Genomic DNA, 25,493 nt, shown 5'->3' on the forward strand with positions numbered 1-25,493 from the left:
AGCCTTCCTCCAGTTGGTTTTAATTAAATATTTCTCTTGTTAATCGAACATTTTCTTCCAATGAATGATTACTATTAAATACAGCACTTGTTCCTAATACATACATCGACGCACCATTTTCTTGGCATGTTGGAATGGTACTCTCTCCAATATTGCCGTCTACTTGGATCTCAATTTCCCGATTATACTGCTTTATCTTCCCATTTATTTTCGCGATCTTTTCATACATAGAAGGAATAAATTTTTGGCCGGCAAATCCTGGATTTACAGTCATCACTACGACATAATCGATTAAGTCATATACTTGATCAAGGAATTCAAGCGAAGTTCCCGGATTTATCGCTACTCCTGCTTTTATTCCTTTCTCTTTAATTTTCATTAATACACTATGTAGAGCATTGGTTGATTCTTGATGTACAGAAATCATGTCTGCTCCACACTCTGCAAATAAGTCGATATGTCTTTCCGGCTCTTCTACCATTAAATGAATATCTAATGGTGTTGTTGTAAGTCTGCGAACCGTTTTCACAAAGTCTGGTCCTAATGTGAAATTGGGAACAAATTTCCCATCCATAATGTCAATATGATAAAAATCAACACCAGCTTTATCTAACTCTTTTATATTTTGTTCTAAATTTCCTAAGTCTGCACACATCAAAGATGGTCCGATTTTATTCATTAATACTTCCTCCATTAATTGTTGACGAATTTCTTATAACTAACTTTGGCTCCAATTGATATTGCTTCTGCTTATTCTTCGGATTTTTTATTAATTGGATTAATTCATTGACCGCTAATCTGCCAATATCCTCTTTACACTGATCTACAGAGGAAAGAGTTGGATACATATAGGAAGCAAGACTAATATTATCATAGCCTACAATCTTCACTTCACTTGGTACTTTAATGCCAAACTCATGGCATGCACGCATGGCGCCAATAGCCATTGCATCATTTGCACAAAAAATGCTATCAAATGAACGGCCCTTTTCAATGAGAGCCTTTGTATTTTCATATCCACTTGCGGTTCCAAAATCCCCATAACATATATGCGTTTTAACAGGATGCCTCGCCTCGTTTAAAGCAAGCGTGAATCCAGTTAAACGATCAATCGCACTTTTCTCATTTTTAGGTCCGGAGATAAACACAATATTATTACATTTTTCATCTCGAATAAGATGAGTAACAGCCAGCTGTGCACCTAAAGTGTGATCAACAGTTATGGCAGAGTATGGATGTTCAAAATTTGCACGGTCAATTGTAATTGTTCTGATTCCGCGTTTTTCTAATTCTGCTAAGTCACTTGCATCTACATGAAGGGAATTTATAATGGCTCCACTAACATAGTGGTCAATCATGGATTCTAGATAATATTCCACTTTCATGCGATCATCATCACTATTACATAAATACACATTATAACCGTTTTCATTTGCAACCTTTTCAATTTCCCTAACCAACTCAGGAAAAAAGGGATTATTCAATGTTGGTACAAGAAGCGCAATTAAATTGGAGCTTCCTTCCGAAAGACTTTTGGCTATTTTATTTGGTTTATAATTTAATTTCTTTATGACATTTTCTACATGCGTAATTGTTTCAGGCTTCGCGCCACCTTTATTATTAAGAACTCTTGATACAGTAGCAACAGAAACACCTGCTTCTTTCGCAACATCTTTGATTGTTATCATCTTAATCCCTCATTTACGTAACCGATTACTTATTTTCATTTAATCATTCAAAAAAAATAATGTCAACTGAAATTATATATTTTAAAAACTTACCGCTTTTTATCAATCCAGCGAAAAGGCTCTCCTATAAACGAAACCGGTTACTTACCTTTCCCTATTATTCTTCCAAAAATGATTTTACTTGAAAAAACTAATTTAAATTAATAGTTGTACCTTTAAAAAAATTCTGTTATATTTTGAGTAACCGTTTACGGAACCGATTACGTAAATTTCATAAAAGGAAGGTAAGCCAAATGTTTCTTGAGAAATTAAATGATGCTTTTAATGGCTTTATTAATTTAGGAGGATCTGCCATGATGTTTATCATCATTACGATTCTTTCTTTAATCGTTGGCGTTTCTATCTCGAAAGCAATTGAAGGCGGCCTAAGAATGGCCATTGCCTTAACAGGTATGGGAGCAATTATTTCTTTGCTTACTACTGCTTTTTCACCAGCGCTAAATAGTTTTGTAGAATCTACGGGAGTTGCCTTATCTGTTACGGATTTAGGATGGGCTCCACTCGCTGTGATCACATGGGGATCTGTTTACACACTCTATTTCGCTTTTATATGCCTTTTAGTAAACGTATTCATGTTGATTGCTAAGAAAACAACAACCTTAAACGTAGATTTATTTAATATTTGGAATCTCTCTGTCATTGGTCTTCTTACTATGTATTATTCTAATGATAATCTAATTTTAACAACATTATTCGTAGCTTTTATTTACGCATTAATGCTTATCAATGCAGATGTAATGAAGCCTACAATCAATGAGCTTTTAGGCTATGACCAAAACAACATTACAACAACCGCTCATCCATCCTTACTAATCGCACCACTTGTTATGGTGTTAAACAAGTTTATTGATATATGCTTACCATTTATTGATAAATTTGACTTTAATGCAGAAGCATTAAATAAAAAAATTGGTTTCTGGGGCAGTAATTTCGCAATTGGTGCCTACTTAGGGATATTCATCGGTATTCTTGGACAATTGTCAGTCGCAGAAATTTTCACCTTAGCCTTTACTGGTGCTGTTGCCCTTGAACTATTTGCATTAGTTGGCAGCTGGTTCGGCCCAGCTATTGGTCCTTTATCCGAAGGTATTACATCGAAAATGAGTAAGCGTTTTAAAGGCCGGAAATTATTGATAGGAATCGACTGGCCAATCTTAGCGACACGCGCAGAACTATGGGCAGTAGCGAATATTTTAGCACCAATCTTGCTGCTAGTCGCTATCTTTCTTCCCGGCAATACAGTCCTTCCATTAGGAGGAATTCTGCTTACTGTATTAGCCCCAGCCCTTCTAATCGTGACAAAGGGAAGAGTTGTACGCATGACCATTATTGGAACCATTTTAATTCCTTTATTCTTATGGGGAGCAACTTTTATTGCTAAATTCGTGACGGAAACCTCTAAAGCTATGGGGAATTTCCCTAATGGACTGGATGCTGACGCCCTGTTCTCTTCCGTGGACTCTGATCCAATTGAAAAAATGCTAGCTATTCTATTTGGGAAAGCTGTCGATACTTGGGATATCAAATTAATAGGATTCTCCGTGCTAGCGCTTATCGCTTATATCCTGTTATTCGGCTGGTACTTTAAACAAATGAGAAAAGAAAATAAGAAAATGGAATTGAAACAAAGTACAGATAAGAAAGTGTCATAACTAGAAAGTAGGATGTTAACCATAAAGTTTTAAGGTTAACATTCTATTTTTATTTTCACGGAGTGTAAGAAAAAAATCGCCAAAACTACTTTATTCTATCCTTCTGCAAATTCTACTGCTAAAAGAAGTCCTTATCTTCTATTTTTTCAAAATTTTTATTTAAAATACGAACTTTTTAAGTTACAATGTTAATATTGTACGTAAAATAACCCGTATAATCCCGGTAATATGGTCTGGGAGTCTCTACAGAGTGGCCTTAAATCACTCTACTATGGACGGAAAATTTCTTTTTCTAGAAACCGTTCTACTTTGCTGAACGGTTTTTTTCTATAGGACATTGCGGGAAATAGTAAAGGAGAAGGAAAATGGAAGATATACTAAAAGACATACTAGCAGCATTAAGTGTTGTATTAAATGGATTGCCCCAAGGGTTACTGGCTCTATCTTTTGGCTTTGCGTCCGTGCCAACCGCACTTGCCTTTCTTGTAGGTGCTGCTGGGAATAGCTTAACAAGCAATGTTGCCGTTATTTCCTTTCAGGCGGAAACCATAACAGTTGCAGGAACAATGGGGAAAAATATGTGCGAACGGCTCTCTTCCATCTTTTTTGGTGCCTTTTTATTAGTTATTATAGGTGTTTTTGGATTGATGGAACAAATCGTTGCCTGGATTGGTCCTGTTATTACAAATGGGATGATGGCTGGTGTTGGTTTTATGCTTGCAAAGGTTGCCTGGGATATGGCAAAAAACGATCGATTGATTGGGGTCACTTCATTCGCTAGTGCCTTATTAACCTATATTATTTCAAAAGACTTAGTATATACCATCACTGTTTCTGTGCTGCTTTCTAGCATTGTCTATCATTTCACTAAAAAAGAATCTGCCACTGTAACAAATATGCTAACAGAAGATAAATTTAAGCTCCAAAAGTTTATTCTCAACCCTTCTGTTATTCGCGGGGCACTCGCTCTTGTTTGTTTGAATATTGGTGCTAATATTGCCTTTGGAAAAATCAATGGAGAAATCGCCGGAGCAAATGTAAATATTGACACGCTAACGATTATTAGTAGTTTAGCAGATATGGTCTCTTCTCTATTTGGTGGAGGACCTGTGGAAATCATTATTTCCGCTACTGCCTCTGCTCCCCATGCAGTATGGGCAGGAGTTCTAACAATGGCCATCATGGCAGCGATCCTGTTCTTCAAACTTTTGCCGAAGATTGGAAAATATGTACCTAGTTCATCCATTGCCGGTTTCCTTTTCGTCTTAGGGGCGATTGTGACATTACCAGGCAATGCAACAGCTGCACTAACTGGTACAGAAGCTAGTTCCCCTATTGTTGGAGCCATTACTATCATCGTAACAGCCATTGCCGATCCATTTTTAGGATTATTAGCTGGCGTTGTGATGGAATTTTTACTAGGACTCTTTGGAGTTTAAGAAAAAGGAGAATTTATGATGGAGACTTATTCACTTACTGTTGCCGGAGTAAAAAGAGAGTTACCGATTATCCCTATTTCAAATGATTTAAAGATTGCAAGCTTTGTTATTTTAGGCGATACAGAAATCGTCGTTGCAGCCGCTTCCCTCTTAGCAGAGCAATTGAAAGACATCGATTATTTAGTAACAGCCGAGGCAAAAGGAATTCCCCTCGTCCATGAATTATCGAAACAACTAAACATGCCAGAATATATCGTTGCTCGAAAAAGTGTAAAACCCTACATGGACGAACCACTAATTAATCAAGTCGTGTCCATTACCACACAAAAAGAACAATTACTCTGTTTAGATGGAAAAGACGCCGCCAAGATTAAAGGAAAACGCATTGCCATAATTGATGATGTCATTAGCACCGGAGAGTCGATACGAGTACTCGAGGAACTGGTTACCAAAGCAGGAGGAATCATTGTTTCCAAAGCTGCCATTCTTGCTGAAGGAGATGCTGCCGAAAGAGATGATATCGTTTATTTAGAGAAGTTGCCTGTGTTTTAATAGGTTGGGATACAGAGGATGATTTTTGTGAGGGATTAAAAAAGATCGTGTAATAAAAAAGAGCCATGGGAACAAACGTTGTTCAAGTTCTAATGACTCTTTATTATTTTATTTAAAAAAAACAATGCCGAAACCGCTACAATACTCCCCTCAAAATAAACATTAACGACTGATGAAATACACGTTTAGAATCCATAGCCATCAATTTATACAAGGGCGGTAAAGAAAGATATTCCCCCAAAAAAAAGCTGGTTTTTCTGTTATTTCAAACTATACTCTTTTATAACCTCTACCAAATTACTTCTCACCAGTAAAACAGAATAACTCGATATTATGTGACAATTCCTTTTAAATTTGTACCTAAAGATTAAAGAATGTGCAGGATATATGAATTTTCATTATTCAAGGCCCTCCACTTTTCTTTTGCCTATTATTATTAAGATATATCTTCATAAACAATTTGGAATTTTAAAATATAGGTACAACTGAAAACTGAACAGAAATTTTAGTCTCTTTTACATTTTTTAAGTGTATAGTTAATTTTTTTATCTTATCATTTTCATTTTGTTTTTCTACAAGAGGAGATGTTGACAATGACTTTGCCTCCATTACTGAAAATTCGGCTTGCGAAGGTAAGGTAATTTTCATGTATAGTATTTTACCATTTTGTACTAATATAGCATTTTTTTTATTTGAACTTAATCTAATACTTGCTCTGGTATGCATAAACCAATATATTTCAGATTTTCTGTTCATTTTAATATTATCTTCTAAGTTTATTGAACTACGATTATTAAGAAAAGATAAGGTTCTTTCTATTTTTTTTGCATTATTATATGCGTTAGTCATATTTATTGTTAAAGTACTAGTTTTATTTGTAGAATTAAAATCTACAATTTCACCTTTAGCATCCAGTTTTTGATCTGGTTTATTACTTGGATTAATAACTAACGTGTTTTGCCCTTCAGCGCGTTTCCGATAATAATGCCATCGATTAGTATTTAATTCAAAATACCCTGGTAAATTATAATCATCAGGACCTAGATCAATAGCCCATCTTTCTCCTAAAACATCTAATACAAAAGTACCTATATCTAAATCACTATGTTTAGCTTTATTATCCCCAAAATGTATTCCTACAAAATAACCATCAGGATCTACCCAAGAAGAACGCATAGTTACTATACCAGTTTGCTCTTCTTTAAAATATTTATCTAAAGGAAGGTCATCAACAGTATTCTTATTTCCTTTTCTATACCAAAGAATATTCATTGGACTATACTTATCTAACGCAAAAGTGGCAAGCTCAGGTTTATTATATTTATTAGAAAACCATAATAGTTGCGGTATATTACTAAAGTTATATTCACCGGAGTCTCCTACATTAAAAACAGCTGTTTTACCAGATATAAAAATAGGATAGTATCCCGTTTCAGTAAGTCCCTTAAACTCCGAATAACCATAATCAGTCCCAAGAGCAGCATCCATAGAAGAAAGGAAGTACACTAAGTACATTGTTGCATAGTGCCAATAACTTGGGCCTTCCTTTCCTCCACTCCCTAAAGAATAATTATTCATAGAATTTTTAATTGAATTTAAACTATTAAATAATACTTCACCTGATATTTTTTCAAGTTTGGGAGATTCATCTCCTATAGATAATGCTGCCAGTATAAGTCCACTGTTACAAACAGTATTCCAATTATTACTATCATCTTTCCAAAAGGTAGATATTTTTTCTTGATTAACTTCATTATTAAAAACCATTTGAGCTGGAGTAAATGCATTATTAATTATTGCAGCACGTAGAATATGTTTTTGATTAGGAGTAAGATAATCATAAAGCCAATCATATCCAATGGCTACTGCTGCAGTTATAGAAGCAGTATCCAAGAAATGTGATGGATTCCAATCTATAAATACCTGCTTATTGGAAACAGCTGCCAATTCTCTCCAAGCTCGTTCTGCATACTTGGATTCTTCACTTAACTTATACATTAAAGAAAGAGTAATAGTTCTCTCTAAAATATTCTTACTAATAGGCTGAAGCCGAATACCATCTTTTTTTTTATAAGCCATTACAGGTTTATTAAGTAATATAGTCGCATCTTCTGTAAGTTCCTGATACCATAGTTTTAAATAATGATCAGTATCTAGATTTTCTTTTATACGTTCAAAATCTTCATTATTTGCCATAAGACGGGGATGCTGTTTATTCGGAGAAGAACTTTTTAATTTATTTATTATCTCTTGTGCAGTAGGTTCCTGCATTCCAAAAATTTCCTTTTTTTCCTCTCTTTGTTTTTCAGTATTAATAAAGTTTAGAAAAAAGAGTGATAAACCTATACAAAATATTTTGAAAATCCATCCCTTTTTTTCTTTCATTTCACATCCTCCTTAAATTGTGGTGGAATAAGGGATAGATATACTATTCCTAAAAGTCCAAGAAAGCAGAAAAATACTTTTTGTATAGCTTTCATAAGTATTATTAAGATTAACAAAAAGTTATTATTAGAAGAGGTAATAAAGGGAAAACCGGAAATTTTTTAATATTCGATAGTCTATTTTTGAGAATTGTTAAACAAGTGCTCCGTTATTAAAGACTTTAACCATAATAGCAAAATTACTTGTTAAATCAAGGAAATGCACGATTATACCTTTTATATACTAAAATATATTTCATAAAAATAATTTCAAAAAAAATAATAGCAACTTTGGAATCTTGAAGGTAAAATTAAATAGTATAATTAGTGTATTTTTAATTATTGAAATGAATACATTTATAAATGAAAACCTGTGATGAATTAGGGATTTTATGTCATTTATTCCAAAATTCACAATCAATAATTGTTAATTATTTTATGATGCCTAAAAATCTATATTCTATAGTATAATTAAAAAGTTTCTACTACATTCTAATAAATAATTATTTCAAAAATGTTTCATTTAAAGAAATATGCATTTGTTATTATAATCAATCTCTACTAAATAAATCTCTAGTGTAAACTTTCTCTTCTACATCAGCTAAATCACTAGATAATCTATTAGCAACAATTACATCAGTGATTTCTTTAAATTGATTAAAGTCATTAATCACTCTAGAATTGTAGAAAGTCTCTTCATGCAATGCTGGTTCATAAACAACAACTTCAATACCTTTTGCTTTAATACGTTTCATGACACCTTGTATAGCTGATTGTCTAAAGTTGTCTGAATCCATTTTCATTGTTAAGCGATAAATACCAACAACTTTTGGATTCTTTTTGATAATCATTTCTGCAATATGATCTTTTCTTGTTCTATTGGCATCAACAATTGCTGTCATAATATTATTAGGAACATCTGCATAGTTAGCTAGTAGCTGCTTTGTATCTTTTGGTAGACAGTAACCCCCATAACCAAAGGAAGGGTTATTATAATGGGTTCCGATTCTTGGATCTAAACCTACTCCATCAATAATTTGTTTTGCATCTAATCCTCTTACTTCAGCATAAGAATCAAGTTCGTTAAAGAATGCTACTCTCATCGCTAAATATGTATTAGCAAATAGTTTAATAGCTTCTGCTTCTGTTGAATTTGTGAATAAAACATCTATGTTCTCTTTACTAGCACCTTGGACTAACAGATCAGCAAATACTTTTGCTCTTTCTGATTGTTCTCCCAATACAATGCGGGATGGATATAAATTGTCATATAACGCTTTACCTTCTCTTAAAAATTCAGGTGAGAAGATAATATTATCTGTTTCAAACTTTTCTTTAATCTTCTCAGTGTACCCTACTGGAACGGTTGATTTAATCACCATTATCGCTTCTGGATTAATAGATAGAACATTTGCAATTACCGCTTCTACTGTTCTTGTATTAAAATAGTTTTTTTCTGGATCGTAATTAGTAGGTGTTGATATGATTACATATTCGGCCTCTTTAAATGCTGCATAATTATCAGTTGTTGCTACTAAATTTAAATCCTTCTTAGCTAAGTATTCCTCAATTTCATTATCAATAATTGGTGACTTTTTACTATTAATCATATCTACTTTTTCTTGAATAATGTCAAGTGCAATCACTTCATTATGTTGAGCTAATAGAATAGCATTTGAAAGACCAACATATCCTGTTCCTGCTACAGTAATCTTCATTTGATTTAGCTTCCCCCTTATTGATTATATAATAGTGAAAAATTCTATTAATAATAGCTTCTATTCGACTCATTAATTTTTAAATAGTTTTAGCAAGATTATTATTAATAAAAATTATATAAGATGTTCTTTATTTAGAAATAAATTTCTGAACATTACATCAATGTACATCGATTTTAATTTTTTTCATTATTTTTCCCCAAGATGATAAAGGATTTTTAATATCTTCCTCTACAATGTTTAATCCTCTTTGAACTTCTATAATTTCCAAATCGTCAACTGCTTTTATTGAGTGAAAAACGTAAGGAGAAATTTCTATCACATCTCCAGCACTAACCATTCTAATCTCATTATTAAGTACAATTTCACCCTTACCTTTTAAAATATTCCATACCTCTGTACGATTTTCATGATAATGATAACTAAGATTTTTGCCTGCAAATATACAAATTTTCTTAGTTAGCACTTCTTTATTTTCTTTATATTTGGTAAAATCCAGAACTTTATACCATCCCCATACTCTTTCTTCATACATTGGTCTTTGATCAAAGTCAACTATTAAATCTTTAAGCTTTGGGCTACTCTCTTTATCACTGACAAGAATACCGTCTGGAGAGGCTGCAACTATTAAATCTTTCCCTCCTAAAACAACAACCGGGATTTCTAGCTCATTAATCATATGAACATTTTCACTATCCTCACTAATTGTACCAATGCCCATTTTGTTATTAGACATTTCTTCAGTTAAAGTATTCCAAGTACCTAAATCCTTCCAGTCCCCATCGTACGGTAAAGTTACAATCTTTTTAGCCTTCTCTACTACCTCGTAGTCGAAGCTATTTTTATTAAATTGATTGTAATGTAACTTTAAATCATTATAATTAGTCGGTAGGTTCATTTCTTCAACTTTATCAAGAATAAAGGATAATTTAAATGCGAATACACCGCAATTCCAAAGTGCTCCTTTTTCAATTAAGTCTCTAGCCTGTTTTTCTGAAGGTTTCTCTTTAAAATGGTCTACTTTCAAATAACTATCGTTTCGTTCTCCAGACTTTGGAACTATATAACCATATTTAGTTGAAGGGAAGGTTGGCTTTACACCAATTAATGCCAACTCAGCATCAGTTTCCTCTATTACTGATTTTAGTTGTTCTACTTTATAGAAAAAGGCATCATCAACAAAAGGGTCTACCGGTAAAACAGCTACTATGTCATTTAGTCCTACAGCTCCTTCTGTGTAAAGGTAGGAAGAAGCCAATGCTATTGCAGGAAATGTATCTCGCCTCTCAGGTTCCACAACAATTGGCACTCTACTTCCAAGTTGATTTCTTATCATATCAACTTGGGATGCACTGGTTGCAATAATTGACGACTTTTCTAGACCTACTGATTTTAATTGATTATAAACTTTCTGAACCATTGATACCTTTTTATAATTTTCATCTTCTAAAAGTTTTAAAAATTGTTTTGAACGTCCCTCATTTGATAACGGCCATAATCTCTTACCAGAACCACCAGATAATAAAACTAGCTTCAAAACCATTCCTCCATCCCTTATAAATAAAATTCATCTACATACTTAAAAATTTTTATGAATTCTATTTTGTTTTCTTTTAATTTCTACTTTTATATATTTTTTTATTTTTCCGCATTAGATTACCTATCACACCATTTAAAAATGACTTATTAAAAAGTACAAAAGTGATTACTCCAAATATAAGCATAAATAAATATACAAATATATTATTTTCAGCATTATAAAATATTACATTTAATACTATACTAATTATAAATATCATTACAATTTTTAAGTAGTTATAACTAATAGTAAAGTATTTTTGAGTTTGAAGAATTCTATATATACACATAAAAATAAAGGATATTAATGTACTTATGCTAGCTCCTATTAATCCTATATAAGGTATTAATATTATATTAAAGATTATATTCAGGATACCTGCAAGTATGGAACTAGAAACCGCTTCTCTGGTATTTTTACTACTTTGAAATGCAGTACCAAAAAAAGAAGAAAAAGCAGAAAATACTACAGCATAAAGTAAAATAGGAATTAGGTATAACGATTTTGCATAAGATTTATCAATAAAATTGAATAACATCCCAAAAAAAGGGATTAATATCAATACAGAAGAAAACAAAAAAACATAATACTTATTAAATATTGATGTATAATACGTATTGGTATCTTTTTTGTTAAAGGTAAGTATTGCTGATTCTTGCCACGCTTTATTAAATACAGTTATCGCAAACATTAACATATTAGTAAATCTATATGCAACGGCATAAACTCCATTTGCTTCAGTTCCAAGGTAAAAATTAATTAGTATTCTATCAGATAAGTTAATTATCCACCATGATATAAAATTAGGGATTAATGGGATGGAATATAATAACATTTTTTTATATATGTTAAAATTAAATAATTTTATTGATAGATATTTATTAATTTCACATTTTAAATATAAATATATAATACTAATAACTAATGCTACTATATTCGAAGTTACCAGTCCTATGTACTCCATTTTAAATATAATTAGAAACAATATATTTAGTAAGCCCAAAGATATCGAATTAATTACACCTGACAAAGCAAATTCTTTATTTTGAGAAAATCCGCGTGAAAGATTTTGTAAATGTACAAATATAATATTTGCTGTCACCAGAATTATCCATAGAAATACCTCTTTATTGAAGCCATCTATTATATATAGTGTTAAAAAACAAAAAATATAAGCAAGCAAGATGTTTAGCGTTACTCCAAAAATTGAATTAGTAACAATTTCTTTTTTACTTTTCAAATCATTTTCTTCTAATAAAAATCTAAATGCTGCATCTGAAATCTGAAGTGAAATCAATGGTACTAAAACAGCTACAAAAGAATTATAATAATCAAAGCGTCCAAATTCACTTGCTGCTACATAAAATGTTATAATTGGTAATAATAAAAAGTTAATTAATTTGGATGTAAATGTTGCTATACCATAGATTAGAGTATTTTTAAATAGATTATTTTTTGTCATATAGTTCTCCTTGTACGTCTATCTGCATATACAGGTGAATGGGGACCACTTACTACATAATCATTTTAATAATAATTTTAAATACTCCACGCACCGCTTTAGATCTAAGTCTTGGAGATTTAATTTATGAACTATTAAATTTAGAGTAGTTTATTTTCTTTATTTAATTTTATCTAAGTATTCATCAAGATAGTTTAAATTTAAAGTGGCCTCTTGAAATTTTTGGTTAAATACTTCTCCCATTTTATGAGATTTATTTTCTTCATTATTTTTATTTTTATCTATTAATTTATTTAATTGAATTAAATTAAATGTTTCATCATAAACATCAAAATAATTTATTGAATTAATTGATTCATAAAAATATGCCATCTTTGGACTGTATGATAAACTAATCGTTGGTATATTCATCAGTTCAGAAGCAACACTTCCATGTAGCCTCCCTGAAAAATGAAATGCACAATTTTTTATTAAGGCTGTGATATTATTTATACTTGAGTCTTGTTCAATAAAAACTTTTATATTTTCTTCATTAAGTTTCCTTTGTAATATTTCACAACTTTCATTATCATGTCTTGTATCCAATGCTGCTAATATTACTTGTTCCATACCATATTTCTTTAAATTTTTTATACCTTCCACTATGATATTCATTAGTTCATTTTCTTTTTCTTTTCCCATGTAATTTTTCAAATTTCTCCATGTTACTAATACATACTTCTCCTTCTCTTTATTAAAAGTTAAGTTAGTATAATCTAACTTTGAAAAGTACAAATAAGCCATATCTTCTGCTAATAAATAGTCTGCTCTCTTAACTAATTCATTTGCCTTTTTTAGAGAATTTTCATCTCTAAATACAGTAAAATCACTAACCTTAAGGAGATGTTTAGTTTTTCTAATTCTATCTTTAATTGTAAGTTGTCCAATTCCAATCCCTATATAACCAATTCTTCCACCTAATAGTTTTATTATGGAAAAAATCCGATGATTGCCTATTCCATCCACATCAGTAAATACAGTCCCCCCACCCCATATATTTATTGACTCTTTCGATAGTTTTTTTAAAGCCTTGAACTTCTGCAATCTAGTATATTTATAATAAGGGATAACTTTAAGTTTTTCTGATCTATCCCCATATTTCTCCTCCAATCCACTATTTAGATGATCTACTAACTCAACGGTAATATTGCGATTAAGTAAATGATTTAGAATTGTCTCCATCATTATATCGTCTCCATAATTAAAGCCATAATACCCCCAAAGTGCTACTCCCATCATTTACCTCCTAGATATCTCCTTTTATCATCTCTTACTATATTCATTCTGTAGTTATTTACTTACTAACAATTACATAATTATATATTAATTCTTTATTTAATCTCTTTATATGACTTTATAGCTTTTTTTGCTATATTATTCCAATCTAGTTTCCCTTTTAGCTTTTCAAAATTCTCATACTTAAATTTACTTTTACTTATTTCTGCTTGATTAATTGCTTGATATAAGTTTTCGGGATTTTCATTATCATAAAATATTGCGACTGATTCATCTAAATATTCCCTTATTAAAGGGCTGCTAGATATAATTATTGGCTTATTATATGTCAGTGCCAAAATTGCAGTTCCCGACATTGTAACATTTTGATATGGTAAAATAACGAAGTCACAAGAATTAATTAAATCAACCATTTCCTCATCAGGTATAAATTTTAAAATCTTAAGTATGTTTTCCTTATCTATTTTCTCCAATTTTCCTTTCATTTCATTGGTAGGATTTCCAGCTATAATGAGCTTCGAATTTTGAATTGATTTATGTGAAAATGAGTCAATTAAATTTTCAATACCCTTATATGGTCTAATTTGTCCAATAAATAAAAAAAGACATTCATCTTTTCTTATACCATACTTTTTCTTTAGATTCTCTTTCCCCTTTCCATACTTATCTTTATAATGACCGTGTTTAATAATTTTTATTTTTTCTTCAGGAACTTCAAAGTTACTAATTATCTCATGTTTATATGAATCTCCTAAAGCAAATATTAAATTACAATTTTTAACTACCCATTTTCTAAATCTATTTTCAATGGTCTTATTTATATATTCATGCGGATATAAATTATGCATAGTCCAAACAATTTTTACACCTTTTAATTTCAACAAACAAATAAATAAATAAGAGTAACATATCTTGAAGAAAAAAATTATTAGATTACTATTATTATAAAGTGTATGAAGCCAATGAAAATGGAATATATCCCCCTTCTTCATCAAAAAAATATTTCTAAAACCATTAACGCTAAATTTCCAAATGAAATTCTTAACCTCTATATTATTTGCCTCTAATGATTCTGAAAATAATTCATTATACTTATTAGTTAAGTTTTTTTTTGGATACATCCATACTCTCATTGATTATTTCACACCTGTCCTTCATAATTTACTAATTTACATCAACGGTCATTTTTATCATTTATTGTCTGAAAATGATTAATTACAGCAAAAAGAAAGAATAACAAATACAGTAATTGACTATAAGAATGCAACGCTTTTCCTAAAAAACCATATAACATAAATGAAACTATGCTTATGCCTATTCCTAAAATAAATGGATCTGAATTTTGTTTGAACCTTCTAAATAAAAATTTAATATGAACTAAGAACAAACTTAAAAAAATGAGAAGATATACTATCCCACCTTCAAACCACACTAGTAAATAAATGTTATGAACTGGATTTTTGAAAAAGAAGGGATCATTATATTCACTAGCAATAAAGTTTTCTTTTGAAACTGAATAAATCCAATTGTTTAACCCATATCCTAACATTGGTCTTTCTTTGATATATTCAAAGGCAAATAAATTATGATAGTATCTATTTCCAAATTGATCATCATTAGAATTTTGCAAACTATCAAATCGAGAAATAATAAATGGACTCATAACAGAGATTCCAAGGAAGAACACTATTATTAAAATAATTATTTTAGACTTTGAAAGGATTTTTTTTCCTGCAAATTTCTGTAGAAAAAATAATTCTACCATTATTAGCAAACAAAAAATAATTATACTAGTTCTTGAAAATGTAAATACTATTCCTAAACAGGCTAAAATAAAAGAAAATAAAAGAATCTTATATTTTTTTTGCAATACAAACGGAAAGAATATAAGAGATACAGCCAAAAAAAACATTGATAAAGGGCCTGGATGCCCAAATGTACCTGTCACTGAAGCAAATGGAACTCCTATCCTTTGGCCTATTCTTCCTTCGCCTAGTAAAGACAAACCAAGCGGGCTTCCTTCTATTAATTGTAATGCTAATAATATAAACTCAATTATTACTACTGTACTTAAACTATATATAATAATTGATAATAATTTTTTCTTACTAAAATTCCTAAACATTATTATCCAAAGTGAATATACTCCAAACAATGACAAATAATGACTAAATTGTGCAAAACTAGCATCTTTAAAATTTGCTGTTAAAGCGATTAAAAATGAATATATTATAAAAATAAATACTAAATAAAATTTGCTATTAAAGTTGGTTAAATCATTTATTATCTTTTCATTCTTTAATGCCTTAATAACAAACGAAATTAATCCCAAAAAAAATACTATATGAACTACACTAATAAATAAACTACTTGCTCCCACTCCACTAAAGTAGTCATTTATAGGATTAACATGAATTTTGGTTCCAATCATAAGAGACATTATACTTACAACTAGAAAAACTGCAAAGCTATCTAAAACCAAACAAAAAATAATGTAACCAATTAAAAATATTATAAATAATATTAAACCCCATGACTTAACGTTATCATTAAAAATGAGCCAGCTAAACGTAGAAAAACAAGCAATAATTATACTTATTAATAAAACCAGTATTATTCTATTTATTTTTTTTATTGAGTATAAACTCATAATAACTCCTCATAATAATATTGTTATTATTTATTTTTTTCATTTAAGCCAGTTATATGCTAGAAACAATAGTTTTACATTTATATAAGTCATACACAAAACATACAAACTTGCAATTGAAAACCCATTAATTTTAATTTCTTGTTTAATTATATTTCTTGAGAATTTAATATTATCCTTGTTCTCCATTTTTATACCTAAACTTAAGATAATCTTTGAAATATTTAGTGAAAATTCATGATAAACGTTTTCTCTAATTGCCAAGTCTACATAGTTTTTATAAATAGTAATATAACCATTTAAAGCTGACTTATTATTTGTGGTAATTCGGTTTCCCTTATGTTGAAAAAAAACAACTAATGATTCTTCAACATAATCAAATTTTATATGCTGAGATAATCTAATGTACAAATCCCAATCTTGACAGCTTGGTAGATTGGGATCAAAACCATTTACATTTTGAATAGCACTTCTTTTAACCATTATGGTAGATGTAGTGCCAACACAATTAGACTTTAAAAGAGATGGAAGAAGCCAACCTTTGCATTTTGGGACTTTATCTTTAATTAAATTATTATCCATGTCCCTTAATTGAAACCCAGTGTAAACCAAACCAACTTCTGGATTTTCACTAAATACCTCTATTTGTTTTTTAAGCTTATTACTTAACCAGGTATCATCCGAATCCAAAAAAGCAATATATTCTCCTGAAGAATTTTGAATTCCCGTATTCCTAGCAACAGCGCCTCCCATATTTTCTTTATGCTTTATATATTTAATCCTCTTATCATTTAACTTTTCAACTACTTTTCTTGTATCATCAGTAGAACAATCGTCAACTACCACTATTTCTATATTCTCATACCCCTGTGCCTGTACACTCTTAATCGCCTTAACCAATAAGTCTGATCTATTAAACGTCGGAATAACTATACTAATTTTTTTTTCCTTACCCTCACTATTCATCTATTTCCCCCCTTACCCTAAGCTATTTTGCCTTCATACTAATAAATTCAAAAAATTCTTGATAAAAATCGTTTCTTTTTTTATTTAAATTATCACTATAATACTCTTTAGAAGTTGTAAAACTTTGTTTAGAGCATAATTCCATTGCATCCTTATCATTACACAATTTTAAAATTTGTTTACTTAACTTATTATAGTCACCAGGATTATGGAGATATCTCTCATCTAATAATTCCGGTATCCCTCCAACATTAGAAGCTAGACAAGGACAACCTCTGCTCATAGCCTCTATCAGTGCTCGTGGAAGTCCTTCCTGATAGCTTGGTTGTATGTAGATATCAATATCATCTAGCCAGTTATTAATCGGATCTCCAGATGGAAGTTTACCATCAAAAAATACTTTTGATTCCAAATTAAACTTTTTTGCATAATTAACCCATTGTGAATTATCTCCACCACCTAAAATATGAAACTCCACATCGGTATATTTCACCACTTCGTCTATCGCCTTAATGGCAACATCAATACCTTTGATCTTATTATTAAGAGTCCCTATCAAACCAATTTTCATTATATTTCTTCCATTTTTTATATTCTTAACTCGCTTTTCAATCACTGATTTTTCTATCATCGAAATTTCTACATCAGAGCACCCAATATTTCGTCCATTATTAGGATACTTTTTTTGGAGATTCTCCTTTGTAACATATAATGAAAAGGGAGCATCTATCACATTCTTTTTCATTTGATATGTTGCATAAGGGGCATAAACTTTCCCTTGAATATTACCATAATTCCACAAATTATCCCAAGGGCATGCAACAACCTCTACTAAATATGGTTTTTTTATTTTTTTTGCTACTTTAATAGCAAGATTACCTATTTCACTAGGTAATCTTGCTATTAATCCATCTGCTTTTTCTATTTGTTTTGTTATTAATTTTTCAGCCAATTTTTTATTAAAAATTAATCCTTTTGGACTGCTTATATTAGGTATTGGATAAAAACTTACTTTTTCATTGCTTGATAAATTTAAGTTTTTAATCTCCAAATTACTATTCTCAATATTTTCCATTCTCGACACGACGGCTATTTCATCAAAAACATTTAAGTATCTATTCCATACTTTATTACCAAGACTGCCAGAAGAGTATATTTTTCCATCACTATTTTTTATAAACCTACTATCATGAGCAAAAACAACTTTCATACTTTACTCCTTTTATAAATGCATATCTCCATACAACTGTTCAATTAACTATTCATAAGTTGTAAAATGTTATATTAATATACATCTAATAATTTCTGTGTATTTAACAAAATATCAAATTTTAACTTTGTTGTTTCGTTTGCTTTTTCTCCAAATTCATTTAGCATATTTTCATCCTTGATAATTTCACTTATCTTATATACAAATTCATTTACTTCGTTTAGTATACAACCATTAATATTATTTTCTATTGGGTCAACATTCCCAGGGGCGTTATTTACAAATACACATAGCTTTAAATACATTGCCTCAAGCACTGTTAATGGTAGACCTTCCCATAAAGATGTTTGTAAATATATATCACCATATTGATACATATATTTAATAGCCTCTTGATGTTCCAACCATCCTGTAATATTAACATAATCCATTAAACCATACTCTTTAATTTTTTCTCTAACTACTCCTTCTAGTTCTCCACCACCAATCCATGTAAATTTAACATTCAGATTAAGACTTTTACATTTTTTCGCTATTTCAATAAACATCAAAGGATTTTTTTGATCACTTAATCTTCCAGTTGAAACTATATGAATAGCTTTATTGTTATACCTATTCAAATCACTAATAATACTATCCAGTTGATTTGTATCAATCCCTGTAAGTACCTTTTTTATATTTTTTTCTTTTGTGATCTTTTTTGCAGCATTTTCTTCCGAATCAGAAATTGGTACAATTATTGTTCTAGGGTTAATTAAAGTAACAAACTTTTCCATATAGAAGAAAAATTTTCTAAAAGCTTTATTACTATTTAACTTTAAAAATGCATAACCATGGGGCGTATAATAACTCTTTTTTATAAAATTTTTATTTAACTTCAAGAGAATCCTTCCAATATACCCTGAAAAACTCGAATGAAAATGAACTACTTCAGGGTTAATTTTCTCTAGCAGTTCTTTATAACTTTTATACAGGTTTATATATGCTATAGGAGACTTTCTATTGAACGGAATTTCTATTAATTTAACGTTCTTATTAAATAGGCCTTTTAAGTTTTCAGGGGTTTCTTTCTTGCGAGAGTATATTATAATTACTTCTTGCCCATTTTCATCCATATAATTACATATATTCCGCAAATACGTTAATACCCCACCAGCAAAACATTCAGTAATCATACAAATTTTCATTTTTAATCTCCAGATAATTATATTTTAATTCGCTATAGTTCTTATAAAGGCAGATTTCTCTTTTATTCTATTTTGAACTTCAGGAATTTTGATTGCTATTTTATTTCTCAATTCTTTATTTTGTTTATAACATTTATTAACTAAATTATTTAATTTCTCCGGGGTAACATCCTCAATATCAATTACATAATCATCTAACTCTAGAACTCCCATTATTCCATTAGTTTTATGTTCGTATGCAATAGCAACCGTAGGTACTTCTGCCCCTAAAGCGAATATATTTGAATGCATACGTGTGCCTAAGAACATATCAAATCTACTAATTAGTTCTTTAATTTCATTCGGTGAAATATCATTTTCCAATATTATTAACGACTCTTGCTTCTCTAATTTGCTTTTTATTTCTTTAGCAATAATACGATCATCATCGCCTTGAAAAATAACTTGTGGTATGAATACAAATACTGAGTTTAATTCTTGTGAAATAGTTGTTATTGTTTCCACAATAGTTTTTTTATAATTTTCCAATGCCTTCTCTTTATCTTCACTTCTTGGAAAATGCCAATCTCTAACCGTTAATCCAATAATTTTTTTATTTCTGGGTATTAAATTATCCCATATATATTCTACTTCCTCAGAATTTTCCTTAGGAACCATAAAAGCTAAATCAGGTGTAAAGCTAAACTGATCTTTATTCATAAACGTTTGCACATAATTGTAGGTTACTTCTTCTCTTGGTAATATATGAGTTGTTCTTTTTAGAATTCTTTCTGTAATTTTTTTTAAAACACTATTACTAGGTGGTTCAATCGATGTTCCCCAAATTACTACAGGTCTCTCTAAAAAAGTAGCTATAAAAATTTGGTATAAATGCATTAAACTATTAAATTTTTTACCCCCTAAAAATCCTCCACCGCATACGATAATAATATCTGATTCTTTTAAAATACTTAATTGCTTCATTTTCTTAAAAGCTAATCCTCTAAATATAAAAAATAGAATAGTATTCAAAATCGCATTATATGCTAATTTAGTTATAGCTATAAATTTCCCTTTTTTTGTTTTATTAAAAGGATATGGATTTAAAATATTACTATACACTCTTTTTACATTTTCAACTTTTCCATAATGACTATTATCTACTTCTGGAGTAAATGATAATATATTAATTTCTATATTTTCCTTACTAAAAACCCTATTAATCTCATTAAGTGTTCCTAGTAATATTCCTGCATCACCTTTATTAAACCAGGTGTAAGCATTCATAACTGTGATTTTTTTCATTCTTTGATAGCTCGCTTTCATATTTTAGTATGCATTTTTCGAACCAAATAATACTAAAACTGTTTTTAATATTATTTTGGTATCAAATAATATAGATCTTTCTTTTATATACCGCAAATCCAATTCAACCATTTCTTCAAATCCGACATTACTTCGACCGCTTACCTGCCAAAGTCCTGTACAGCCAGGCGTCACTAATAATCTTTGCTTATCATAACCTGAATATTCTGCAACCTCCCTTGGAAGAGGTGGTCTCGGACCTACTAAACTCATTTCACCCTTAAGCACATTAATTAGCTGCGGTAATTCATCTAAACTAGTTTTTCGGATAAACTTCCCCACTTTAGTTACTCGTGGATCATCCTTCATTTTAAACATTGCACCAGAAACCTCATTTAGAGCTAATAATTCTTTCAATCGCTCTTCAGCATCGGAAGCCATCGAGCGAAACTTATACATATAAAACTCTCTTCCGTCTTTTCCGACTCTTAATTGTTTAAAGAAAACTTTCCCTTTTGGATCTTCTAATTTAATTAAAAGACCAATAATAATAAAAAGGATACTTAGAACAACTAATCCACAAAATGAACCAATGATGTCTATTGATCTTTTCATTACAAGGTAGCTCCGAGCTGTATTTACAGATATATTTTTTTTCCTTTCTAAATACAGAGATTGATCCTTATAAAATTCAGACATCACTATACCACCTATCCCTTAATTATTTTTTATGTAGTCTATAGATAACTAATAATAAAATTAAAATAATTTATTATAGCTTCTATTATTAGTTATCTAGTAAATTATTGAATTAAAAAATCCCTAAAAACTTCTTTCTTTGGATACGCTCTGGAATTTCTTTTATTATATTTTTATCTTTAATTAGTAACTCAGCATTTTCTTTAAAAAGATAGATATAATCCATCCCAAAATTTTCTTTAATCATCTCTAAAGACTCGGCCATTTTAAAAGTGCGGTTATGAATATTATGAGCATCTGATGCAACAAAATGGGTTAAGTTATATTCAATCAACTGCTCCGAAAACTTTTTCACATTTTTTCCGAAGTAACCTACCAAGCTTGATGCCGTCACTTGAGTCAGTGCTCCGTTTTTTACAAACTTATAAAGAAGATCTGGTTTTTCTTGCAATTCTTTATTTCTTTCGGGGTGTACAATTATCGGAATAATCCCCTCTGTTTGCAATTCATATAATAATCTTTCTGCATATCGTGGTACAGAGGAAGAAGGAAACTCAATAAAAAGATATTTTGTATGGTTCAATGTTAGAATTTCACCCTTAGTATAATCTTCTAACACTTCTCCATATATTCGAACTTCTTGTCCAGGAAGTATATTAAGAGGAATATTTTCTTGCTTTAAAACAGCATTTAAGTCACTAACCTTTTCAAGGATGGATGACTTCTCATTAATATATTGGTTATTCTTATGATGAGGTGTAGCAATAATTGTTGCAATACCTTCATTAACAGCAGTCTTTGCCATCTCTAAACTATTCTCTAATGTCTGTGCTCCATCATCAATATTCGGTAATATATGACAATGTATATCAATCATTGCGCTACACCTCTCTACTTTTAATCACTTATTATTTTTCTATTTTTCATAACAATTTCAAATAGTAACATTGGTTATTTTTTCTGTAAATAGCAAATAAGCTTGGATCTTTTCAATTCTATCTTAATAAATGTTAATTTGTGCCGTAATAATAGTAATTACTATTTTTGTCATTCTTTTTATTATTTAATACAACCCCTAATATTTTTCCCGTAGAGGCAGCAAGCTGCTCTTTTGTCTTTACGACAGCTTCTTTATCTGTCTTTCCACTGCTAACTACTAGTATGCTGCCTTGACATAGATTTGCTAGGACTTGGGCATCTGTCACAGCCAATACTGGTGGAGTATCAAATAATACAATGTCAAATTCTTCTAATGCTTTTTCTAAAAAGAGATTCATCGCTTTGGATCCTAAAAGTTCTGAAGGATTCGGCGGTATTGGACCACTTGGAAGGACATATAAATTCTTCTCATCATACTGGTGGACAGTTTCCATTAACTCCATTTGGTTCGTTAATATAGATGTCAATCCAGTTGTATTATTTAAATTAAACGTATAGTGGACAGTCGGTTTACGTAAATCAGCATCCACTAGTAACACTGTTTTGCCTTGTTGAGCAAATACAATTGCTAAGTTAGCAGTTGTGGTTGATTTCCCTTCCCCTGGTCCAGAAGACGTGACTAAAATAGACCGAATTTCTTCATCTATACTTGAATAAAGGATATTGGTCCGAATATTTCTATACTGTTCAGAAATAGGCGATTTTGGATCATACTTTGCGATTAGCTTCCTTCTATTATTTAAGCCTAGTCCGCCTTTTTTTGCTCTCTTACTTGCTGCCAAGTAAATCCCCCCTACTTCTTCCTTTTTGAGCACCTCTTTGTTTTGCTTCAAAACTTTCATCAATTTTTGTAATAGCTCCTAATACTGGTAACTCTAATAATTTTTCAATATCTTGTTCTGTTTTTACTGTGTTATCCAAGTATTCAAGTAAGAATGCCAATCCAATACCTATCAATAGTCCTACTACTGCAGCAATGGCAATATTTAAAGTTGGGTTAGGACTAACTGGAGACTGGTTCTCTTGGTCCTCTGCTAATGGCAACACAGTGACATTATCGATACTCATAATATTCTTAATTTCTTTTTCGAATACTTCTGCTGTTTTATTTGCAATTTGTAAGGCAACAGATGGGTCAACGTCTGTAACCGATACAGTCATAACCTGTGAACCCTGTGCACTTTCCACCGCAATTTTACTGTTTAATGTTGATACACTCATATCTAAATTCAATTCATCTTTTACAATATTTAAGATAGCCGCACTTTTTAAAATAACACTATAGGTGCTAATTAATTGTACGTTCGCCTGTACTTCACCTGTATTTAATGCAGCGGTTGTGTCATCTTTTGCTTGGTTTACAAGAATTTGAGTTGAAGATTTATACTCAGGCGTAATAATAAAATAACTTACAACAGCACTTACTATCATTGCTACTAATGTAATGGAGACAATAAGTGATACTCTTTTCTTTAACGTATCAAATAATTCTTTTAGACTAATAGTTTCTTCCATGACTTCCTCCTAGAAAAATATAAAAACCAAAAATATTATATCATATAACGTTGCATATATTGTCATTTCTTGTCATAATTTTAAATGAAAAGTTTTTACGTGTTTTACTATATCAATTAATTTACATTTTTGATATATATTTTTTTAAAAAGGGAGAAGTTTCCTATCTAATGTACTAATTTGGTAGATTACTAAAAGACTATACTTAAATTTTAGGAGGTTTCAATGAAAGCTATTATTTTATCCATCCTTTCTATTATTCTCGTGGCTATTCTTGTTATTGGGAATATCCATTGGAATATTCGGGAGGACCGTCCTCTATCTAACATCCATCCTACTAAAGAAGCAGATAGTAAAGTAGAAAATAAAGAGAATAAAGACCAGTACTTTAGTCTTGATTACTATATGAGCTTTGCAAAGTCATGGCCAGAAAGTGCACAGAAAGTACTGGAAGAGAAACTTACAGAGAAACAACCCTTTCATATATTATTGGTTGGTTCTGATGAAATTGGTGATCAAGAGCTTGGGTTAATTACACCATTGCAAGAAGCATTAGCTAGTAAATATGATAAATATGTAACAATTGATAGCATTACATATGAAGAAACTTCATCCGATTATGTAAATAATAATGAATATGAGTCTATTATCGAACAGAAGCCAGATATGATTATCTGGGAGCCTTTTTTGTTGAATGATAACGGAGTAGTTGATATTTCTACAACCTTATTGAATGTCAACCAAGTGATTAATGAAACAAAAGATGTCCTGCCAGATGTAACATTTGTTTTAATGCCAGCACATCCCCTGTATAATGCAGGCCTCTATCCTATGCAAGTAAGCGATTTGAAGAAATTTGCTGAATCGAAGGAAATTCCCTATTGGAATCATTGGGAAGCATGGCCTGAGAGCAATGATTTAAAACTTAAAGATTATTACGTTGAGTTAGGTGATAGATCACAAGCAAATGAACAAGGCTTTAAAGTTTGGAGCAGCTATCTGTCTAAAAAACTTATATCCGAATAAATCTTTTCATTAAGCGAGAATTTCTCGCTTTTTTTTTCAAGAAAATAGTTCTGTGTAACGCACATGGATAGCATGTTATCACATTTTCTGAATATTTGTAAATATTACTTTACTCCTATCTCTTTCCTGTAAGCGCTACCTAGTTTCTTCTATTATATATATTAATTTA

Annotated in this window: 21 protein-coding genes and 1 riboswitch; of the genes, 4 read left to right on the forward strand and 17 right to left on the reverse strand. The window is 30.5% G+C overall.

Going from position 1 to position 25,493, the window contains the following annotated elements; translation table 11 throughout:
- Positions 1-19: 19 nt before the first annotated feature.
- Both rpe and NiCM35_RS16565 read right to left on the reverse strand, forming a co-directional pair.
- The gene (gene rpe / locus NiCM35_RS16560; protein ID WP_433780153.1) at positions 20-679 is read right to left on the reverse strand and encodes a ribulose-phosphate 3-epimerase; all 660 of its coding nucleotides are present in this window, start codon (positions 677-679) and stop codon (positions 20-22) included.
- A complete protein-coding gene (locus NiCM35_RS16565; protein WP_095332715.1) occupies positions 672-1,688 on the reverse strand; it encodes a LacI family DNA-binding transcriptional regulator in 1,017 nt (338 codons plus the stop codon). The genes rpe and NiCM35_RS16565 overlap by 8 nt, the downstream gene beginning before the upstream one ends.
- Positions 1,689-1,981: 293 nt before the next feature.
- Between NiCM35_RS16565 and NiCM35_RS16570 the strand changes: the two genes are divergently transcribed.
- The 3 genes from NiCM35_RS16570 to NiCM35_RS16580 all read left to right on the forward strand — a co-directional run bounded on the left by NiCM35_RS16570 (position 1,982) and on the right by NiCM35_RS16580 (position 5,391).
- Positions 1,982-3,400 (forward strand): PTS transporter subunit IIC, encoded by a 1,419-nt coding sequence (locus NiCM35_RS16570; protein WP_433780155.1) that lies wholly within the window; start codon positions 1,982-1,984, stop codon positions 3,398-3,400.
- A 190-nt stretch (positions 3,401-3,590) separates the two neighbouring features.
- Positions 3,591-3,692: riboswitch (purine riboswitch) on the forward strand.
- Positions 3,693-3,765: 73 nt separating this feature from the next.
- On the forward strand, positions 3,766-4,839 hold the full coding sequence (locus NiCM35_RS16575; protein WP_433780157.1) for an NCS2 family permease: 1,074 nt from the start codon (positions 3,766-3,768) through the stop codon (positions 4,837-4,839).
- An 18-nt stretch (positions 4,840-4,857) separates the two neighbouring features.
- Positions 4,858-5,391, forward strand: a complete 534-nt coding sequence (locus tag NiCM35_RS16580) for a phosphoribosyltransferase family protein (protein WP_328282984.1) — start codon at positions 4,858-4,860, stop codon at positions 5,389-5,391.
- A 468-nt stretch (positions 5,392-5,859) separates the two neighbouring features.
- On the opposite strand, the gene NiCM35_RS16585 is transcribed toward NiCM35_RS16580, so the two are convergent.
- The 15 genes from NiCM35_RS16585 to NiCM35_RS16655 all read right to left on the reverse strand — a co-directional run bounded on the left by NiCM35_RS16585 (position 5,860) and on the right by NiCM35_RS16655 (position 24,298).
- Complete coding sequence (locus NiCM35_RS16585; protein ID WP_433780158.1) at positions 5,860-7,776, reverse strand: heparinase II/III domain-containing protein; 1,917 nt, start codon at positions 7,774-7,776, stop codon at positions 5,860-5,862.
- A 589-nt stretch (positions 7,777-8,365) separates the two neighbouring features.
- Positions 8,366-9,532 carry a nucleotide sugar dehydrogenase gene (locus NiCM35_RS16590; protein ID WP_433780160.1) on the reverse strand — a complete coding sequence of 389 codons (1,167 nt, stop codon included), beginning with the start codon at positions 9,530-9,532 and terminating at the stop codon, positions 8,366-8,368.
- A 160-nt stretch (positions 9,533-9,692) separates the two neighbouring features.
- Positions 9,693-11,069, reverse strand: a complete 1,377-nt coding sequence (locus NiCM35_RS16595; RefSeq protein ID WP_433780162.1) for a sugar phosphate nucleotidyltransferase — start codon at positions 11,067-11,069, stop codon at positions 9,693-9,695.
- 76 nt (positions 11,070-11,145) lie between these two features.
- A complete protein-coding gene (locus NiCM35_RS16600) occupies positions 11,146-12,573 on the reverse strand; it encodes an oligosaccharide flippase family protein (protein WP_433780163.1) in 1,428 nt (475 codons plus the stop codon).
- Positions 12,574-12,732: 159 nt separating this feature from the next.
- Entirely contained in the window at positions 12,733-13,848 is a 1,116-nt protein-coding gene (locus NiCM35_RS16605; protein WP_433780165.1) for a polysaccharide pyruvyl transferase family protein, read from the reverse strand.
- Between the two features lie 95 nt (positions 13,849-13,943).
- Positions 13,944-14,981: a glycosyltransferase gene (locus NiCM35_RS16610; RefSeq protein ID WP_433780167.1), complete on the reverse strand. Its 1,038-nt coding sequence runs from the start codon at positions 14,979-14,981 to the stop codon at positions 13,944-13,946.
- Positions 14,982-15,022: 41 nt separating this feature from the next.
- Entirely contained in the window at positions 15,023-16,498 is a 1,476-nt protein-coding gene (locus NiCM35_RS16615) for an O-antigen ligase family protein (protein ID WP_433780168.1), read from the reverse strand.
- A 39-nt stretch (positions 16,499-16,537) separates the two neighbouring features.
- The gene (locus NiCM35_RS16620) at positions 16,538-17,464 is read right to left on the reverse strand and encodes a glycosyltransferase family 2 protein (protein ID WP_433780170.1); all 927 of its coding nucleotides are present in this window, start codon (positions 17,462-17,464) and stop codon (positions 16,538-16,540) included.
- Between the two features lie 22 nt (positions 17,465-17,486).
- Positions 17,487-18,674, reverse strand: a complete 1,188-nt coding sequence (locus NiCM35_RS16625) for a glycosyltransferase (RefSeq protein WP_433780171.1) — start codon at positions 18,672-18,674, stop codon at positions 17,487-17,489.
- A 74-nt stretch (positions 18,675-18,748) separates the two neighbouring features.
- Positions 18,749-19,861 (reverse strand): glycosyltransferase, encoded by a 1,113-nt coding sequence (locus tag NiCM35_RS16630; RefSeq protein ID WP_433780172.1) that lies wholly within the window; start codon positions 19,859-19,861, stop codon positions 18,749-18,751.
- A gap of 24 nt (positions 19,862-19,885) precedes the next feature.
- Positions 19,886-21,145 (reverse strand): polysaccharide pyruvyl transferase family protein, encoded by a 1,260-nt coding sequence (locus NiCM35_RS16635; RefSeq protein ID WP_433780174.1) that lies wholly within the window; start codon positions 21,143-21,145, stop codon positions 19,886-19,888.
- Positions 21,146-21,169: 24 nt separating this feature from the next.
- Positions 21,170-21,844 carry a sugar transferase gene (locus NiCM35_RS16640; RefSeq protein WP_433780176.1) on the reverse strand — a complete coding sequence of 225 codons (675 nt, stop codon included), beginning with the start codon at positions 21,842-21,844 and terminating at the stop codon, positions 21,170-21,172.
- 112 nt (positions 21,845-21,956) lie between these two features.
- The gene (locus NiCM35_RS16645; RefSeq protein ID WP_433780178.1) at positions 21,957-22,721 is read right to left on the reverse strand and encodes a tyrosine-protein phosphatase; all 765 of its coding nucleotides are present in this window, start codon (positions 22,719-22,721) and stop codon (positions 21,957-21,959) included.
- A gap of 133 nt (positions 22,722-22,854) precedes the next feature.
- The gene (locus NiCM35_RS16650) at positions 22,855-23,565 is read right to left on the reverse strand and encodes a CpsD/CapB family tyrosine-protein kinase (RefSeq protein ID WP_433780180.1); all 711 of its coding nucleotides are present in this window, start codon (positions 23,563-23,565) and stop codon (positions 22,855-22,857) included.
- The gene (locus NiCM35_RS16655; protein ID WP_433780182.1) at positions 23,552-24,298 is read right to left on the reverse strand and encodes a YveK family protein; all 747 of its coding nucleotides are present in this window, start codon (positions 24,296-24,298) and stop codon (positions 23,552-23,554) included. The genes NiCM35_RS16650 and NiCM35_RS16655 overlap by 14 nt, the downstream gene beginning before the upstream one ends.
- A 225-nt stretch (positions 24,299-24,523) precedes the next feature.
- Here NiCM35_RS16655 and NiCM35_RS16660 point away from each other — a divergent pair, with 225 nt between their 5' ends.
- Positions 24,524-25,324, forward strand: coding sequence for a hypothetical protein (locus tag NiCM35_RS16660; RefSeq protein WP_433780183.1), 801 nt, complete (start codon positions 24,524-24,526; stop codon positions 25,322-25,324).
- Positions 25,325-25,493 lie beyond the last annotated feature (169 nt).

Source organism: Niallia sp. M35 (assembly GCF_050971705.1).
GTDB lineage: Bacteria > Bacillota > Bacilli > Bacillales > Cytobacillaceae > Niallia > Niallia circulans_A.

Bases quoted from the DNA above. Each gene is read 5' to 3' on its own strand.
- NiCM35_RS16660 (WP_433780183.1), top strand. From the start codon at position 24,524: ATGAAAGCTATTATTTTATCCATCCTTTCTATTATTCTCGTGGCTATT.
- NiCM35_RS16590 (WP_433780160.1), bottom strand. From the start codon at position 9,532: ATGAAGATTACTGTAGCAGGAACAGGATATGTTGGTCTTTCAAATGCT.
- NiCM35_RS16635 (WP_433780174.1), bottom strand. From the start codon at position 21,145: ATGAAAAAAATCACAGTTATGAATGCTTACACCTGGTTTAATAAAGGT.
- NiCM35_RS16640 (WP_433780176.1), bottom strand. From the start codon at position 21,844: ATGTCTGAATTTTATAAGGATCAATCTCTGTATTTAGAAAGGAAAAAA.
- NiCM35_RS16605 (WP_433780165.1), bottom strand. From the start codon at position 13,848: ATGGGAGTAGCACTTTGGGGGTATTATGGCTTTAATTATGGAGACGAT.
- NiCM35_RS16630 (WP_433780172.1), bottom strand. From the start codon at position 19,861: ATGAAAATTTGTATGATTACTGAATGTTTTGCTGGTGGGGTATTAACG.
- NiCM35_RS16615 (WP_433780168.1), bottom strand. From the start codon at position 16,498: ATGAGTTTATACTCAATAAAAAAAATAAATAGAATAATACTGGTTTTA.
- NiCM35_RS16655 (WP_433780182.1), bottom strand. From the start codon at position 24,298: ATGGAAGAAACTATTAGTCTAAAAGAATTATTTGATACGTTAAAGAAA.
- NiCM35_RS16610 (WP_433780167.1), bottom strand. From the start codon at position 14,981: ATGAGAGTATGGATGTATCCAAAAAAAAACTTAACTAATAAGTATAAT.
- NiCM35_RS16600 (WP_433780163.1), bottom strand. From the start codon at position 12,573: ATGACAAAAAATAATCTATTTAAAAATACTCTAATCTATGGTATAGCA.
- NiCM35_RS16570 (WP_433780155.1), top strand. From the start codon at position 1,982: ATGTTTCTTGAGAAATTAAATGATGCTTTTAATGGCTTTATTAATTTA.
- NiCM35_RS16580 (WP_328282984.1), top strand. From the start codon at position 4,858: ATGGAGACTTATTCACTTACTGTTGCCGGAGTAAAAAGAGAGTTACCG.
- rpe (WP_433780153.1), bottom strand. From the start codon at position 679: ATGAATAAAATCGGACCATCTTTGATGTGTGCAGACTTAGGAAATTTA.
- NiCM35_RS16565 (WP_095332715.1), bottom strand. From the start codon at position 1,688: ATGATAACAATCAAAGATGTTGCGAAAGAAGCAGGTGTTTCTGTTGCT.
- NiCM35_RS16585 (WP_433780158.1), bottom strand. From the start codon at position 7,776: ATGAAAGAAAAAAAGGGATGGATTTTCAAAATATTTTGTATAGGTTTA.
- NiCM35_RS16645 (WP_433780178.1), bottom strand. From the start codon at position 22,721: ATGATTGATATACATTGTCATATATTACCGAATATTGATGATGGAGCA.
- NiCM35_RS16575 (WP_433780157.1), top strand. From the start codon at position 3,766: ATGGAAGATATACTAAAAGACATACTAGCAGCATTAAGTGTTGTATTA.
- NiCM35_RS16620 (WP_433780170.1), bottom strand. From the start codon at position 17,464: ATGAATAGTGAGGGTAAGGAAAAAAAAATTAGTATAGTTATTCCGACG.
- NiCM35_RS16625 (WP_433780171.1), bottom strand. From the start codon at position 18,674: ATGAAAGTTGTTTTTGCTCATGATAGTAGGTTTATAAAAAATAGTGAT.